We start from the raw sequence: 13,879 nt of genomic DNA on the forward strand, positions 1-13,879 counted from the left end.
TTAATGACTTATCCCCCGATTAGGACTCTGTTGGTTTTTACTGAAAAGCATCAGATTAGTAATTAAGGTTTTGAGACCTATTATCAAGGTTTTGATATGATTTCAGTATCGGTTGTTCTAAAATGTATTGCTATGAACAAATTTAAAAATTTTGTGGGAATTGATATTTCCAAAGAGTATTTTGATGCTGTTCTGCTATCCCCAAATAGAACAAGCATTCACAATCAGTTTCGCAATGATTTGCAAGGAGTAAAAGCTTTTCAGAAATGGCTTAAATCTGAAAAAGTAAATTTTGAAGAAACTCTAATCTGTATGGAGCATACAGGGATGTATGGAAAAATCTTATCTAAAACCCTCATCGCTTCTGGTTTTAGTATTTGGATAGAAATGTCCTTCAGAATTATACGAAGTATGGGTATACAGCGAGGTAAAAATGACAAGATAGATGCCGAAAGAATTGCCAGATATGCACAAAAGAATCAAGAAGATGCCAGGCTTTATAAAGCTCCAAAAAAAGTATTAGAAAAAATAAGAGCCTTGCTTGCCTTACGGGAAAAGCTCGTTGTTTTTAGGGCTTCGCTTTTAAAAAACGTGAAGGAAATGAAATCTTTTGATGCAGATATTTCAAAAATGAATGAAAGACATCAAAAAGCAACTATAAAAGGCTTAGATAATGATATTAAAAAAATAGAAAAGCAGCTGGATATCCTGGTATCTGAAGATGAAAATGTTGAAAAAATTTATACTCAAGCCAGCTCCGTTCCAGGTGTAGGAAAATTTACCGCTTTGCTGCTGATCTGCTTTACCAATGAGTTTACTTTGTTTGAAACTCCCAGGCAATTAGCCTGCTATTGTGGCGTTGTTCCCTTTGAATATACTTCCGGAAAAAGTGTAAGAGCAAAGCCAAAGGTTCATCACATGGCCAATAAACAGCTCAAAAAACAATTTCACATGTGTGCTTTATCCAGCATTGTACATCATTCAGAAATGAAAGAATATTATCAAAGAAAAGTAGAAGAAGGTAAAAATAAAATGCTGGTTATTAATAATATAAAAAATAAAATCATTCACAGAATCTGTGTCTGTGTGAAGGAGAACAGGTTATATATCACAAAGAATATAGCTTAATTGTATTAAATTTACATTGTCAAAGCTAAGCGCAACAGGCTCTGATGGGGACAATCTGCGAGGAATAAACTTTGATACCAACGAATAATAACAAAAGGAAGGTAAAATATTCCTTCCTTTTAATTTTATTATTCAGAGGTTTTGTATGCCTAAGAAACCCCTAAAAAAATACAATTTTTTTCTTGTGTAAGTCATAGTAATCGAGGGGGCAGGACGAAATGAACAAACTGATGGGTGTTGATAGTGCTGTATTGGTGAAATTTACTCTGTTGGTTAAGTGATCTTTATATTGGAAAATATAAAAAAATCAAAATTCTTATTAAAGACAAAAACCATTGCAAAAATAGCAGTGGCATCTTTTATTTGTTCAAAGTAAAAAGACTTTGAACAACAGCGATTTTTATATATTTGATATTACTCATTCCATAAAATGCCAATCTTGTCTTAGTATTGCTCCAAAAGAGAAACAAATTATTAGAAAAATAATTAATAAACTATTTAAAATATAATTCAGTAATATACTATCGTATGTGTAAATCAAATAAAAATTAATTGCCAGTAAAAATATTACTAAAGGAACTAACTCTAAAAAATCGAAATCAAGGTATAAAAATATTACAGTAAAAACTGACGAAATAATCAAAATTATTTGTGGTAATTTTTTCATTATTGATTGGGTATTAATTCTCTTTTTACTACTTCCGTAACTTTCTTACTTAAATCATTATCTATGCTTCTATGATCTGATTTAGGAGCTAGAACATTGATTACTTTAGTTGTTTTTATTATCTTCTGAAGTTGTCACTTTCTCACCACCATACAAGTTTTTTGTTTGACGATAATTAACCCTGCTGGTGCGAGCGTCCCGCTCGTATCATCATAAATATACTATTTTTAATAACAAGAAGCCACCGAAAACGGGAGCTTCTTGAAATGTTTTTTGTTGGTCACGAGCCAGAGGCTCGCGCCAGCGAGGGGGGAACGATAGACAACATGTCTTCGCTCTCCTAGATGCTTTTCTTAAACAAACTAAATTGCAATCTATTATGTAATATAAAAGCCACTCGTTTGAGTGGCTTTGGTATTTTAATTAATTTCTAATCTATTAATTTCTTGAACTTCCATAAGCTTATTGCTATATTGTGTTCCAATAACTATATCCAATATGTCATGTGGCAGCTCTTTTAATTTCAATGGAGTTTTTGGGCTAGCAACTAAATGATAGTGAGGGTCTAGAAAATTATTCAGGTTAGTTTTATCAAAAGAATATAAGCCCTTTTTTGTCATAGATACAAAATCTTGTAAATATCTTTCATTAGCACCACTTCCAAATATTTTAACTAATAAGGAATCTAATTCAGAATTAATTACCACATCTGATATTTCGGGTAAATCTCTAAAATAAGATATTAATTTTTCATTATTTTCTGATGATTGAGCCACTGTTTCAGGTAATTTACCTGCTCCAGATGCTACAAAACCTATATGATTTCCATCTGTAAAAAACCAATCAATGTCTAAAGTTTGCTGTTCTATTTCTGTATACATAATCATTTTTATTTTCCAAAAGTTGTTTTACAATTATCACACCTTGGAACAACTTTTCCTGTTCTTGGTCTTATTGCGTCAGTAAAATTAATTTGTGATGGAATAGCTGAAGGATTGTTCAATAATAAATTATTTCCGGCATTAAACATCCAACTGGATTCTACACCTTGATACATTCCAGAATAATAAGTTTTAGCAAGATTCCACAAATTACCACAACATCCCTGAGCCTCTCTACCATCAGGATCAATAAACATGATAGGATTATCGTAGGCATATGTATAAGGATTCCAACGACGAGAAGTTTCCGCCAGCGGATCCCCATCTACCTAAGTCCGCCATATAGAATCTTGCCCCATAATCATATATACCCGTCTCCTGAAGTTCCTTTCCGTTGTACTTGTCGTGATAAATAGCCACAAAATTGGTGGCTATATTATTTTGTGATTATAGAGCTTATTTTTTTCCCAATGTTAGTTTTATCATGTATTCTTTCAAATTATCATTTACAAAATATTTTTTTCCATTTAATTCTATAACGCCAATACCTGAACAAAAATCTAACTTTTTAGTGCCATCATAAACAAATCCATATAATCGTGCATCTACATCTAGATTATTTTTTACTGGTTCTAACTTAGAAAAAATATTTATTAATTTATTATTTTCATCGTTAGACAAAGTAAGTTGTTTTTTATTGGGATGTAATCTTAAACTATCACAATTTATTGACCTTACCGGACTAAGTCGCATATCAATATAATATATTTGCCCCTCCTGCTTTTGACAGCTAAGAACTAAAAACAAAAAAATTGTGAGAAATAATTTAAATATAACTTTCATTACTATTTTTTCTTTTTAACGGTTATTATCACCTCTTGTATTTCAGTTGGTTTCGGTTTTGTTGTATTTACCCCTGCTGTATCATATAACTCTCTTCTACGATCTTTCCTAGTGACTTCTTTTCCTTTTATTAACCCTAGTTTTTTTAGCCGTGGTTTGTTCACTTCCTTGTATAACTCTCATTTCTTCGGCATTATCATAATTATCTCCCGTAGGTTTTAAAACATTCATTATATGCTTTTCTGGATCCTTAAAGTAATTATTTGCATGATCAAATTCGTGGTCTAAAATAGCTGTTGCTGCTGTTAGTTCTTTGCCATTTGTAGTTCTTAAACCTTTAGTGGGTTTCCATCTAATTTTATCTTTATTGTCGAAATTAGGTCCATCCTTTGTCATTATAACCATTATCTGTTACATATACTTTTTCCTCTCTTGAATCTAAAGCCTTAAGGTTACCTCCTGCCCCAGATTCAATTAACGCCTTTGCTGCTCTATGAAAGAAGACCAAATACTTGTTTTTTCCAGTGTAACCTGCACCATATTTATAATCATATGTATGCATTTTTCCATCTGAAGCCAGATACCAAATTATAACATCATTTCCATCTGGGTCTAAATATTTAATCGGATTATTGTAAGCATACGTGTAAGGTGACCAACGTCTGGAAGTTTCCGCCAATGGATCCACAACACCCCATCTTCCTAAATCCGGCATATACATCCTCGCACCATAATCATACATCCCGCTCTCCTGCAACTCCTTGCCATTGTACTTATACTGATAAACTTATGTATTATAGCTTACCAACCGTCATTATATTCTTCTTTAATCTTAGTACATTTTTTAAAAACTATTCTTTTCTGTGGATTATTATATGGAGCAGGTGGTAAAATTTTAAACTTTTCGTTCCTAGTCCTATTTTCAATATTTATCATACAGTTATTCTCAACATTTTTAAAAAAGAAATAAAGTGTATAATTATCATAGACAGAAAATCCTTTCAAGTTCCCAATATCCTTAGGGGTGTCACTAGCCAAGAGAATATCCATACCATTCTCATTTTGATCTTTTAAATAGACAAGAATTGATTTTTGATATTTTTTATCATGTCCATTCTTTTCTAGCTTTCTTATAAAATCATTTAATTCCCTTTCTAAAGGTTCTTTAATTGTAATAAAATTTAGTTTTACTCCAGAGTTTGTTTGAGATATTCCATTCTTACCTGTTAGCATTTCTTTTTTTTGCGATGATGAATCGCATGCCAGATAAATAAATGAAAGAAAAATTAAAATATAGGATTTCATAATTTTTTGATTTTTTTCATTACTTGATCATTATATTGAACAGTTGATTTTACTTGTGTACCATAAATATTAAAATATTGAGGTAATCCTGCACCATTACTTTCTTTCAAATATTTATAGTATTGTCTATCTCCCGTATAGTCATTCGGAGTTCCATCTGAGTTGTAACCTGACGGTTTAAATTCTTTTAAATCTGTTGCATTGGGATGAGAATGCCAGTTATCCAATATTTTTAGATCTTTTCCTTTTCCATAGAATGAATAATTAAACCATGCTTGAGCAGTATCTACATTGGATTCGTGATTTGTGGATATTATAGAAGCTTTTCCTTCCTTAAATTGATATTCATTCAACCCAAACTCTACATTAGTATTTCTAGCCATAAATTTAAATATCGTTTGAGCGTCTTTTTTGTTTGATTCAATCAAGAATGTTGCTGTTCCACCATACATCTTATTTTTTCCTTCAACTTTTTTATCAATAAGATCCTTATTAACAACTAAAGCTTCAGATGAATCAGAATTGTAAATTGTGTGAGTCCCTTTTGTTTCATCACTATTTGTTTTTCTAATCAAGTTAAGAGATCCATCTTTATTTAATCTAAAATCATCTTTGGGTGCCATACCATCTGGGTCTATGAATCTCATCGGATTATTGAATGCGTAATTATAAGGACTATATCTTGTCATCTTTTCAGCCAACGGGTCTATAACTCCCCAACGTCCGATGTCTGCCATGTAGAATCTTGCTCCATAGTCATACATACCTGTTTCCTGCAATTCCTTTCCGTTGTACTTATAGTTGTAATGTTATTTAGGTGGAGGTGGCGGGTTAGGAATTTTAGAATCTAGCAAATCTCGTGAAAACTTATGATAAGGAATTTCTTTAAGTCTTTTATCTTCTTTTAGTAAAATCAAGTCCTCAATAATTTCCTGTTGCCTTTTTGATAATTCGTGTGAATAAAATCTAAATTTGAGATTCTTCCCATTTAAATAATAATTTATCTGTCGTGGTTGGGCATCAGGAGTACTTTTAAATTGAATTGAATCATAAAAAGAGTTTAATATTCTTTTTTTGTAAAAAGCAAAATCAATCTTTTGAGTTGATTTAAAATATTTATATTTTACTCCATTGTCAACTGATATTAAATCTTCCTTACATATATACAAAGAGTCTTTGTCATTTATGAGGATTCCAATCCTTGGTTCATTAGGATTCATACTAAATCCCAATGATACTTCAATATACTCTTGCTTTTCTTTATGACATGAAAGCAAGAGTATACTAATCATTATAATACTAATTAATTTCATACAACTATTGATCTTTATGTTTGAGGCTTCCATTTTTATCTACTTTTATCATAGACCCATTAAAATTCCACATTTCAGTTTTTATCTGAGAATTACCTAACTTTAATTTTAGAGCTTCGTTTGCTTGCTTAAGAATTTGAAACCCTTCCTTAGTGTATGTATTTACTTTATTGTTTGTAGGATCTTTTAAATACTCATTCTGGATATAATAATGTTGCCCATGCTGAGATTCCCAAGTGTCATATTTTCTATATTCTTTTGGAATGCTACTTGAATTAACATAACCATCATCTTGAAGATCATTAGCTTCCAAATCAGCGTGAACAAAAGATTCGTGAACTATCTGTCTTAAGGTATTAAAAAACTGACTTCCAGAATCGCCATATGCTTTATTTGAAATCAAAATCGAGACATTCTTCTCATCTCCCTTAATTTTGCCTGTTGTAGACCCTCCTACGGATGAGTCTGTTTTGACTCCATATGATAGATCTATCCCTTTATTATGATACTCTCCATTCACCTTGGCTTCAAAAATAGTCTTTCCTCCATATTCAACTTTTTGTCCTTTCTCCATATATTTAGATAAAAAAGCTTGTCCTTCTTTTGTTTTAGCAAAAAACACAAAAGCTTTATATTGCTCTTCATTTCCTTTCTTCATTATATTACTCAAATCTAATTGCATCCCATCGGGATCAATATAAAGAATAGGATTATTTGCGGTATAATTAAATGGCGATATATTAAAATATTTCTCCGCCAACGGATCTATTACGCCCCACCTTCCAAGATCCGGCATATAGAATCTTGCGCCATAATCATACATCCCCGTCTCTTGAAGCTCCTTGCCATTGTACTTGTAATTAAAGCTGCCTATAGGCAGCTTTTGTATTACCAACATTCATAATGATCAGTCCATTTTTTATTTTCAATAATTTTAGTTTTATCAAACTTAAAATAATATTTGGTAATGGATCCACAATATTTGGGACTTCCTTGAAAAAAGGGGACAACATCAATTCTTAATTGATTATCTTGAATTTCTGAAAATATAGCAGCATTTAATGGTCCATTTGGAATTCCTTGATATTGTACAACAGTTCTAAATACAGTTTTAAATTGTGCATTCAGTTCCCAGTTACTATTCATATTTTTATTAGATAACTCTTTAAGATCTTTATCTTTTCTTAAAGGTTTTATTTCCTCTTTTTCTGATAAAATGTTCTTGTAAAAATTGCTAGAATCATTTTTATCTAAAGGATAGGGATAGATTGAATCATAAATATATAAGCCTGACACATCTTTTCCAAATTCTTTTATTGAAACTTCTTTACTGATAAAATCTTCACTTACAATTGTATATGCTTTATTATACATTATTTTTGATTGCGAGTTACAACTGATAAAAGTAACAAGAGCTATACAATATATAAATACTTGATAAGTTTTCATTTTATATCTTTTATTGAGTTTATTATCTTTGAGGAGTTTTGATATATAAATCTTTTTTAGGATCGACTTTCAAAGGTCCTTTAGAATAAGCTTCACTACTAAATGCACTAAAATTAAACCCTCCTGAATCCATTGGAGAATAAGATTTTCGTTGGCCAAATGGTAGTTTAAATCCTTTTGAATTATCTAACTCAGTTCTAATAACATTAATAACTTTTTTTTCATTATCTCCTTGCATACCATATATAGAGGTCGCCGAAAGTTCTCTTCCATCATCTCCAATAATGCCATCTATTAAATTATTATATTTATGACTTACCTCATGAAGAGTGGTCATTCCATATCCCATAGTTAAAGGATTAAGAGCTTCACTAGTTCCTGAAATAAAAGCATCTATTTGGTTAGTATTAATGTTTAAATCAAAATAGCTTGTAAAACCGTATTCATTTCCAATCCATTCTGCTTTAACTGTAGGTTCACTACTAATCGATGAGCCTCTACTATTGTCAGAGTCTATACTATATACTGTTCTATGATTATCGATTGCTCCTTTTATCATATCACGAGCTGTTTTACTCCCTCCAGCATCAGAAGGTTCAGTATAACTTAATTTACCATTATCACCAATAGATAATTTAAGTCCTGTTTCTTGTTCTAAATCACTTACAATTTTATTTTGAGTTTCAGCAGAAATATTTTTTCCAAATGTTATATCTTTATTTTGCATCCCATCTGGATCAATAAATCTCATTGGATTATTGTAAGCATATGCATAAGGACTCCATCTTCTTGAAGTTTCAGCCAGTGGATCTACAACTCCCCATCTTCCTAAATCAGGCATATACATTCTTGCGCCATAATCATACATACCAGTCTCTTGCAATTCCTTCCCGTTGTACTTATAACTATATAATCCTCCAAAATTAGAAGTCCCAAACATTCCTGAGATATGGTTGAGACCAAAAGGATAGTAGTTGTTCGTATCTGTAATTTCCAGAACCCCTGCGCTGTCTTTGGCAAAACTTACCCGGGTATTGCCTAAGTGATCTTTATACTGGTAAATATAACGGTTTTCTGTGAAACTGTAAAAGCCTTCTGAAGTGGGTACAAAATCCAGTTTCCATGCTGGCGGATCTCCTATATTAGGAAAAGTTTTTCCGAGATTTCCATAAGCCTGTTCTTCAAAAGCAGATTCGGTGCGACAGGTCAGACAGATTCCTCCACCCTCCCGGTATGAGTATTGGAAGCCATCCAGATAATCGGTCATACTGGTTCTAGCCGATCCTCTCGGAGGCCGGGTTGAATACGTTTTTCTTAGTTTGGTTCCATCTGCACGGTATAAATACATCAAGTTAGCATTAAATGGCTGCCCAATTATAGGATTTGCATTACTAATTGTGAAAGCATTGGGGAGGTTAAGGTGATTATAACCAATAGTATTCATCCCTTTATCTTTCATATTAATAATATTTCCATTCACATCATAATCTATTATATTATTTCCGCCTTCATACCCGGTATCATTCATTGCAGATTCTATCACCTGATTCAGGCGGTTTCCGGTATATTTATATTCAAGGTTATCTACCAATGCAGGAGTTTGACCTGATACTGGAGTGGCTTTCCGTTGCAGGGTACTAATGTTTCCATTCAGATCATAGGTAAGATATTCATCAAAATTACCATTGGCAGGATTAGTGGCATTAGGTTCTGAGTAAAAGCCATTTTTTAAACGGTTCAGAGGATCATATTCATAGTTGTATCTTTTCAGAATATCTTCTGAAGAATTCTTCCAGCCGATCTCTGCAATATTTCCGTTAAACTTCCCGGGTGATTTTGCTGAAGATACAGGATTATGATATTTTATTTCATACCCAAACAATCTTCCATTTAGATTCGAAGGATCATTGATCTTAGTCATCCAACCACGGATATTGTACTTATAATCCATCTGCTGAAGCGCAGATCCTGCAGCAATGCCTCCCACTTTTTTAGATTCCAGCTGGGAAAGTTCATTATACGTATTCTGGGTAAGGATTTCCGTCGGATTAGCATCTACCTGATGTTTGTGAACCAGGAGCCTGTTCTGGTGGTCATAGTCAAAGGTTTCGGTGATGACTCTTTCTGTATCGGTTTCTAACCTCTTATGTTTGGTGATCACCGTTTGAGCTAGTCCTGCAAAATACAACTTGAGCTTTATAGGGGGAACGATAGACAACATATCTTCGCTCTCCTGGATGCGTTCCTGAAACAAACTAAATTACAAATCATTTTATAAACAACCAAGCCACTCAAACAAGTGGCTCGGTTGTTTATAAAAATTGTTTAGGAAAAAAATTTTAGCTTTATTCCCCATGAGTATATTTAACTACCTGCATTGTTTTTATATTTACTTCTGCATAAGCAACACCTCCTATTGTTGGTTTTGGGAATGTTCCGTGAACGATCCAGATACTATCATTCTTTTTTTCAACAGCAAAAGGTTTTTGCTTTTCAACTGATTTCCCATATACTTCTATCCATTTCTTTTCTGCAATAGAAATAACTTCTTTTTTTATGTCAGTTTCATTATTTTTTATATAACTACCTTTATTATTAGTCTTATTACAAGAAATAATAATAGTAAAAGCTAAGAATATGTAATTTTTCATAATTAATAAATTTTTTGTGATCCACCTCTATCAATAAGTGGTATTTGTTCTCTTCTTTTTTTATCTTCTATCGATTTAAAACCAGATTTGGGAGGGTCATTAGGAATAGGAGTTAAACTAGGAAAAGGCTTAGGTATTGGTCTATAATCTCCTGAAGAAGGATTGGGATCTACTACTGGATCTATCTTATTTTTTCGAGGACCCTCGTTATTTGGATCACTTGGCATATCTGTTCTTAATATTTTTTCTGTGTCAGAATTTAAATCATAATACTTCAAAGATCCTTCAGGAGTAACAAGAAAAGCATCTAATTTTAAAGCTTTTGAATATCCTTTATCATCACTAGAAAAATTTTGATCATTGTAATTACCTGCACTACCATAATCATCATTTCCATGACTATGAATTCAGCCCACCGCTTTTGCTCCCTGTGGAGCTTTTTTACTCACTCCTTGTGGTACTCCATGACTTTCCCCTGTTTCAGGCATATTATATGCATAATATTTTTTACCATCAGCTTGAATTGAATAAATCAATGCTGCATATTCTCGTTTATTAATTATGGACTTTCCATTATATTGTTTTCCAAAATTTGCTGCCGCTCTTTCTCTAGTATTGAAAAGTACATATGGTTCTAATCCTTCCAATTCTCTAGCATCAACAACTCTATTTCCACTAAGCACATAAGTAGCCCATGTAGGATACTTTTCAGCAAGCGGATCAATGTTAAAAAATCTTCCCACATCCGGCATGTAATTTCTCCATTTAAATGAGTAAAAACCCGTCTCTTTCAACTCATGTTCTTGGTATTTATAGTTTCTTACTGCTAGCAAGAAATATCATTCTTCAACTAGTATTTTTGGAAAATCATAATAGTGTATGTAAATCGTTTGTAACTTTTCATTATGACAAATCGTTATATAATCATAGCCTTTTTTTTGTGGAATAGAAAAAGCAACTCCATCAGATAGTTTGATTTTAATTTTTCCTAAATTTTTTGAAAAATTAACAATACTTTGTCCATAATGGATTTTATTGGATTTAGGAAATTCTTTTGTATAAATATCATTAATAATAATCTTTTTATCAAAAAAACAATTATATTGAAACATTAAAACTATCTCATCTTCTTTTTTAGGAATCATTTTCTTTGCATCAGCAATATATTCATCGATTTCACGCTTCTTTTCTAAAGTTAAACTTGCATATTTGGTGGAATTGATAACGTCTTTTGTTTGACAAGAAACTAAACTAAACATTAGAAGAGCTGAAGAATATAATAATTTACTAATTTTCATTTAATTTAATTTTTGTTGTTCTTTCTCTTTTCTTTCTCTATTTTCATTAGTAATTTTAACATGAATCTTAATATCATTTGTTTGAGAAGGAGTTAGATTTGTTCCTTTAGTGTCTTGTAAAGCTTCCGTAGTATTTGCTCCTGAATTCATGAGATTTTTTGATTCTCCTTTGTATTTGAAACCTTACTTGCTTCTTCAAATATATGAGATACACCTGCTTTGTGAGTTAATTCATGAGCTAATGTTCTTGGACTATCTTTTGACACTACAGCTCCATCATATATATTGCCATCCATAATAGTTTGACCGTTCACTACAACAATACCATCTGGGGTATTTTCGATCTTTGACTTCATTAATTCAATAGTAAATTTTGCTTTGGGATCTTCAATAATATTCACTTTCAAACCATTTTGACTCAAAATACCACCTGTATCACTTAAAAGAGTCTTGCTATAATCACGTCCTAATTTATTATCAACCCTAGCTCTCCATTCAATTGTATTTTCATTTATTAATACAGCTTCAAGTCCTTCTAACTCTCTTGCATCAATCACTCTGTTTTCAGAGAAATTATAATGAGATTGGTAAGCATATTTTTCAGATAAAGGATCAATGTTAAAAAATCGTCCCACATCCGGCATATAATTTCTCCATTTAAATGAGTAAAAACCCGTCTCTTGCAACTCTTGTCCTTGGTATTTATAATTATTATTCTTTAGGCATCTTTATATTATACTTTTCTAAAATCTTCCTTATGATATCCTCCTCCTCCTCTGGGAATGTGGAAACCATTAAATTCATTTTTTTATCAAAAAAAAGAAACCATTGATAAGGCGTATAAGAAATATTCTCATATGGTTTTTTAAATTTAATGTTAGAAAAATTTGAAGGAGACCTTTTCTTTATAATTTTTTCTAAGAAAGTAACATCTTCACATGTTTTTCCCTGAAGTAATAAATCAAAGCCTCGGTATTTAAAATATTTCAAATTTGCAGCCTTTGGATTTACCATTATAGATTCAATATTATCTCGTGTAATAGTAATTAAATATCCTTTTTGGTCATAGTAAAAACTTGATATATGAATAATCGAAAAATTGGGTTTAAAATTATTTTCATTATTAATATCAATAAATGCATTAATAAAATTATCGAAATTGTATTTTTTCGAGACAGTTGGTGTTTGTGAGGATAATAATTGAAATATGAATATGAATATTAATATGAATATTATTGTTAACTTATTTTTTATCAGTTCCATTTTTATCATATATTGTATAAGATCCATTTCTATAAACTCTAAAAACTGTATTTTGATAAAGAGGCTCTGTCGTATTATCATAGTCATAGTGACCTGCCCAAGCAGATCTATATGTTCCAACATTCCCACCTCCCTTTAAGTAACCACTTGGCAAAGAGTTAGATGGATGATTATGATCGTGTTTAGACAATCGAAAAACATCATTTTTTGATGAAAAACTATCTATACCGAGATGCCTAGGATCAACCGGAGAAGACCCTTTTAATCCAAACGTAGAAATTACAGATCTAGACTCTCCAGAAGATGAAATATAAGTACCATTGGTAAATTCATTAGTTCCATTTTTATACATATATTCCGCCAGCTCTAATGCCTTACCTGAATCCTCCAATTTTAAAGTTGTCATAATTTCTGATTTTGCTCCAGTTTTAGACTCAATAATAGGTGTAGCAAGCTTTACTTCTTGTTTATTATTTTCTACATAACCCTTTTCTCCAACATCTACACCCTGAGCACCCTCTTTAAGAGTTTTCCCATCTTTTTCAAATTGATTTTCAGCATAAATAACATCTCTATCGGAGGGAGCAACATTAGTTAACTTTCCAGCATTGTCCCATTTATAAATATCCGTTCCTTGTCTTCCATCTGGATCAATAAACCTTAATGGATTATTAAATACATAATTATAAGGACTCCATCTTCTCATCTTCTCCGCCAAAGGATCCACAACACCCCATCTTCCCAGATCCGGCATATACATCCTTGCTCCATAATCATACATCCCGGTCTCCTGAAGCTCCTTGCCATTGTACTTGTAACTATATAACCCTCCAAAATTGGAAGTCCCAAACATTCCCGAGATATGATTTAACCCAAATGGATAATAATTGTTCGTATTGAAGGGTTTATGCTTAAACTATTTAAATGCTATAACTAATGCTATAATAAAAAGTATTACATATATAAAAACAGGAATTAATGAATAGTACATTTTATCATATTCTCTTTTCATATAAAGTATTACAAAAAATAATATTGAGACAAAAATATTTCCAAACACCAATATTGGGATGATACTAGT

Annotated in this window: 18 protein-coding genes and 4 pseudogenes; 1 reads left to right on the plus strand and 21 read right to left on the minus strand. The window is 31.7% G+C overall.

The annotated features are described in order from the left end of the window. Window positions 1–132: 132 nt before the first annotated feature. Window positions 133–1,128 carry an IS110 family transposase gene (locus tag EG344_RS22785; protein ID WP_123908838.1) on the plus strand — a complete coding sequence of 332 codons (996 nt, stop codon included), beginning with the start codon at window positions 133–135 and terminating at the stop codon, window positions 1,126–1,128. 1,086 nt (window positions 1,129–2,214) lie between these two features. Here the strand turns inward: EG344_RS22785 and EG344_RS22790 are convergent. From EG344_RS22790 to EG344_RS24340, 21 genes and pseudogenes are all read right to left on the minus strand, one after another. Continuing rightward, window positions 2,215–2,676, minus strand: coding sequence for a hypothetical protein (locus tag EG344_RS22790; protein ID WP_123911571.1), 462 nt, complete (start codon window positions 2,674–2,676; stop codon window positions 2,215–2,217). An 8-nt stretch (window positions 2,677–2,684) separates the two neighbouring features. After that, on the minus strand, window positions 2,685–2,933 hold the full coding sequence (locus EG344_RS22795) for a hypothetical protein (protein ID WP_123911572.1): 249 nt from the start codon (window positions 2,931–2,933) through the stop codon (window positions 2,685–2,687). Further along, window positions 2,910–3,087: pseudogene (locus EG344_RS24550) on the minus strand (RHS repeat-associated core domain-containing protein); the annotation flags it as partial. The gene EG344_RS22795 and the pseudogene EG344_RS24550, both read right to left, overlap by 24 nt. A 45-nt stretch (window positions 3,088–3,132) precedes the next feature. Continuing rightward, the gene (locus EG344_RS22800; RefSeq protein ID WP_123911573.1) at window positions 3,133–3,519 is read right to left on the minus strand and encodes a hypothetical protein; all 387 of its coding nucleotides are present in this window, start codon (window positions 3,517–3,519) and stop codon (window positions 3,133–3,135) included. Window positions 3,520–3,627: 108 nt separating this feature from the next. Continuing rightward, the gene (locus EG344_RS22805) at window positions 3,628–3,915 is read right to left on the minus strand and encodes a hypothetical protein (protein WP_123911574.1); all 288 of its coding nucleotides are present in this window, start codon (window positions 3,913–3,915) and stop codon (window positions 3,628–3,630) included. Between the two features lie 205 nt (window positions 3,916–4,120). Beyond that, a pseudogene (locus EG344_RS24555) lies at window positions 4,121–4,303 on the minus strand (RHS repeat-associated core domain-containing protein); the annotation flags it as partial. Between the two features lie 17 nt (window positions 4,304–4,320). Then, a complete protein-coding gene (locus tag EG344_RS22815; RefSeq protein ID WP_123911575.1) occupies window positions 4,321–4,824 on the minus strand; it encodes a hypothetical protein in 504 nt (167 codons plus the stop codon). Then, window positions 4,821–5,471 carry a JAB-like toxin 1 domain-containing protein gene (locus tag EG344_RS22820; RefSeq protein ID WP_410494005.1) on the minus strand — a complete coding sequence of 217 codons (651 nt, stop codon included), beginning with the start codon at window positions 5,469–5,471 and terminating at the stop codon, window positions 4,821–4,823. Before EG344_RS22820 ends, EG344_RS22815 begins: the two co-directional genes overlap by 4 nt. Next, window positions 5,445–5,630 (minus strand): annotated as a pseudogene (locus EG344_RS24560) (RHS repeat-associated core domain-containing protein); the annotation flags it as partial. The pseudogene EG344_RS24560 and the gene EG344_RS22820, both read right to left, overlap by 27 nt. A gap of 3 nt (window positions 5,631–5,633) precedes the next feature. Beyond that, a complete protein-coding gene (locus tag EG344_RS22825; RefSeq protein ID WP_123911577.1) occupies window positions 5,634–6,137 on the minus strand; it encodes a hypothetical protein in 504 nt (167 codons plus the stop codon). 679 nt (window positions 6,138–6,816) lie between these two features. Then, window positions 6,817–7,005: pseudogene (locus EG344_RS24565) on the minus strand (RHS repeat-associated core domain-containing protein); the annotation flags it as partial. Between the two features lie 20 nt (window positions 7,006–7,025). After that, window positions 7,026–7,586, minus strand: a complete 561-nt coding sequence (locus EG344_RS22835) for a hypothetical protein (RefSeq protein WP_123911579.1) — start codon at window positions 7,584–7,586, stop codon at window positions 7,026–7,028. A 22-nt stretch (window positions 7,587–7,608) separates the two neighbouring features. After that, a complete protein-coding gene (locus EG344_RS22840) occupies window positions 7,609–9,840 on the minus strand; it encodes an RHS repeat domain-containing protein (RefSeq protein ID WP_228412806.1) in 2,232 nt (743 codons plus the stop codon). Window positions 9,841–9,931: 91 nt separating this feature from the next. Beyond that, entirely contained in the window at window positions 9,932–10,237 is a 306-nt protein-coding gene (locus EG344_RS22845; RefSeq protein WP_123911580.1) for an NTF2 fold immunity protein, read from the minus strand. Window positions 10,238–10,239: 2 nt separating this feature from the next. Next, entirely contained in the window at window positions 10,240–10,515 is a 276-nt protein-coding gene (locus EG344_RS22850) for a hypothetical protein (RefSeq protein ID WP_123911581.1), read from the minus strand. Between the two features lie 129 nt (window positions 10,516–10,644). Beyond that, window positions 10,645–11,070: a DUF4329 domain-containing protein gene (locus EG344_RS22855; protein WP_123911582.1), complete on the minus strand. Its 426-nt coding sequence runs from the start codon at window positions 11,068–11,070 to the stop codon at window positions 10,645–10,647. A 6-nt stretch (window positions 11,071–11,076) separates the two neighbouring features. Continuing rightward, window positions 11,077–11,535, minus strand: a complete 459-nt coding sequence (locus EG344_RS22860) for a hypothetical protein (RefSeq protein ID WP_123911583.1) — start codon at window positions 11,533–11,535, stop codon at window positions 11,077–11,079. Beyond that, window positions 11,536–11,685: a hypothetical protein gene (locus tag EG344_RS24110; RefSeq protein WP_164464493.1), complete on the minus strand. Its 150-nt coding sequence runs from the start codon at window positions 11,683–11,685 to the stop codon at window positions 11,536–11,538. Further along, complete coding sequence (locus tag EG344_RS22865; RefSeq protein WP_123911584.1) at window positions 11,682–12,221, minus strand: hypothetical protein; 540 nt, start codon at window positions 12,219–12,221, stop codon at window positions 11,682–11,684. Before EG344_RS22865 ends, EG344_RS24110 begins: the two co-directional genes overlap by 4 nt. A 25-nt stretch (window positions 12,222–12,246) precedes the next feature. Further along, entirely contained in the window at window positions 12,247–12,798 is a 552-nt protein-coding gene (locus EG344_RS22870) for a hypothetical protein (protein WP_123911585.1), read from the minus strand. After that, the gene (locus EG344_RS24340) at window positions 12,779–13,651 is read right to left on the minus strand and encodes an RHS repeat-associated core domain-containing protein (protein WP_262697482.1); all 873 of its coding nucleotides are present in this window, start codon (window positions 13,649–13,651) and stop codon (window positions 12,779–12,781) included. The genes EG344_RS22870 and EG344_RS24340 overlap by 20 nt, the downstream gene beginning before the upstream one ends. Window positions 13,652–13,879 lie beyond the last annotated feature (228 nt).

Origin of the sequence: Chryseobacterium sp. G0162, from assembly GCF_003815715.1 — a bacterium.
GTDB lineage: Bacteria > Bacteroidota > Bacteroidia > Flavobacteriales > Weeksellaceae > Chryseobacterium.

Excerpts from the sequence above, each read along its gene's own strand:
- EG344_RS22790 (WP_123911571.1), bottom strand. The coding sequence starts at position 2,676 with ATGTATACAGAAATAGAACAGCAAACTTTAGACATTGATTGGTTTTTT.
- EG344_RS24110 (WP_164464493.1), bottom strand. The coding sequence starts at position 11,685 with ATGAATTCAGGAGCAAATACTACGGAAGCTTTACAAGACACTAAAGGA.
- EG344_RS22785 (WP_123908838.1), top strand. The coding sequence starts at position 133 with ATGAACAAATTTAAAAATTTTGTGGGAATTGATATTTCCAAAGAGTAT.
- EG344_RS22815 (WP_123911575.1), bottom strand. The coding sequence starts at position 4,824 with ATGAAATCCTATATTTTAATTTTTCTTTCATTTATTTATCTGGCATGC.
- EG344_RS22820 (WP_410494005.1), bottom strand. The coding sequence starts at position 5,471 with ATGAGATTCATAGACCCAGATGGTATGGCACCCAAAGATGATTTTAGA.
- EG344_RS22860 (WP_123911583.1), bottom strand. The coding sequence starts at position 11,535 with ATGAAAATTAGTAAATTATTATATTCTTCAGCTCTTCTAATGTTTAGT.
- EG344_RS24340 (WP_262697482.1), bottom strand. The coding sequence starts at position 13,651 with ATGTTTGGGACTTCCAATTTTGGAGGGTTATATAGTTACAAGTACAAT.
- EG344_RS22795 (WP_123911572.1), bottom strand. The coding sequence starts at position 2,933 with ATGTTTATTGATCCTGATGGTAGAGAGGCTCAGGGATGTTGTGGTAAT.
- EG344_RS22835 (WP_123911579.1), bottom strand. The coding sequence starts at position 7,586 with ATGAAAACTTATCAAGTATTTATATATTGTATAGCTCTTGTTACTTTT.
- EG344_RS22800 (WP_123911573.1), bottom strand. The coding sequence starts at position 3,519 with ATGAAAGTTATATTTAAATTATTTCTCACAATTTTTTTGTTTTTAGTT.
- EG344_RS22870 (WP_123911585.1), bottom strand. The coding sequence starts at position 12,798 with ATGGAACTGATAAAAAATAAGTTAACAATAATATTCATATTAATATTC.
- EG344_RS22825 (WP_123911577.1), bottom strand. The coding sequence starts at position 6,137 with ATGAAATTAATTAGTATTATAATGATTAGTATACTCTTGCTTTCATGT.
- EG344_RS22805 (WP_123911574.1), bottom strand. The coding sequence starts at position 3,915 with ATGACAAAGGATGGACCTAATTTCGACAATAAAGATAAAATTAGATGG.
- EG344_RS22845 (WP_123911580.1), bottom strand. The coding sequence starts at position 10,237 with ATGAAAAATTACATATTCTTAGCTTTTACTATTATTATTTCTTGTAAT.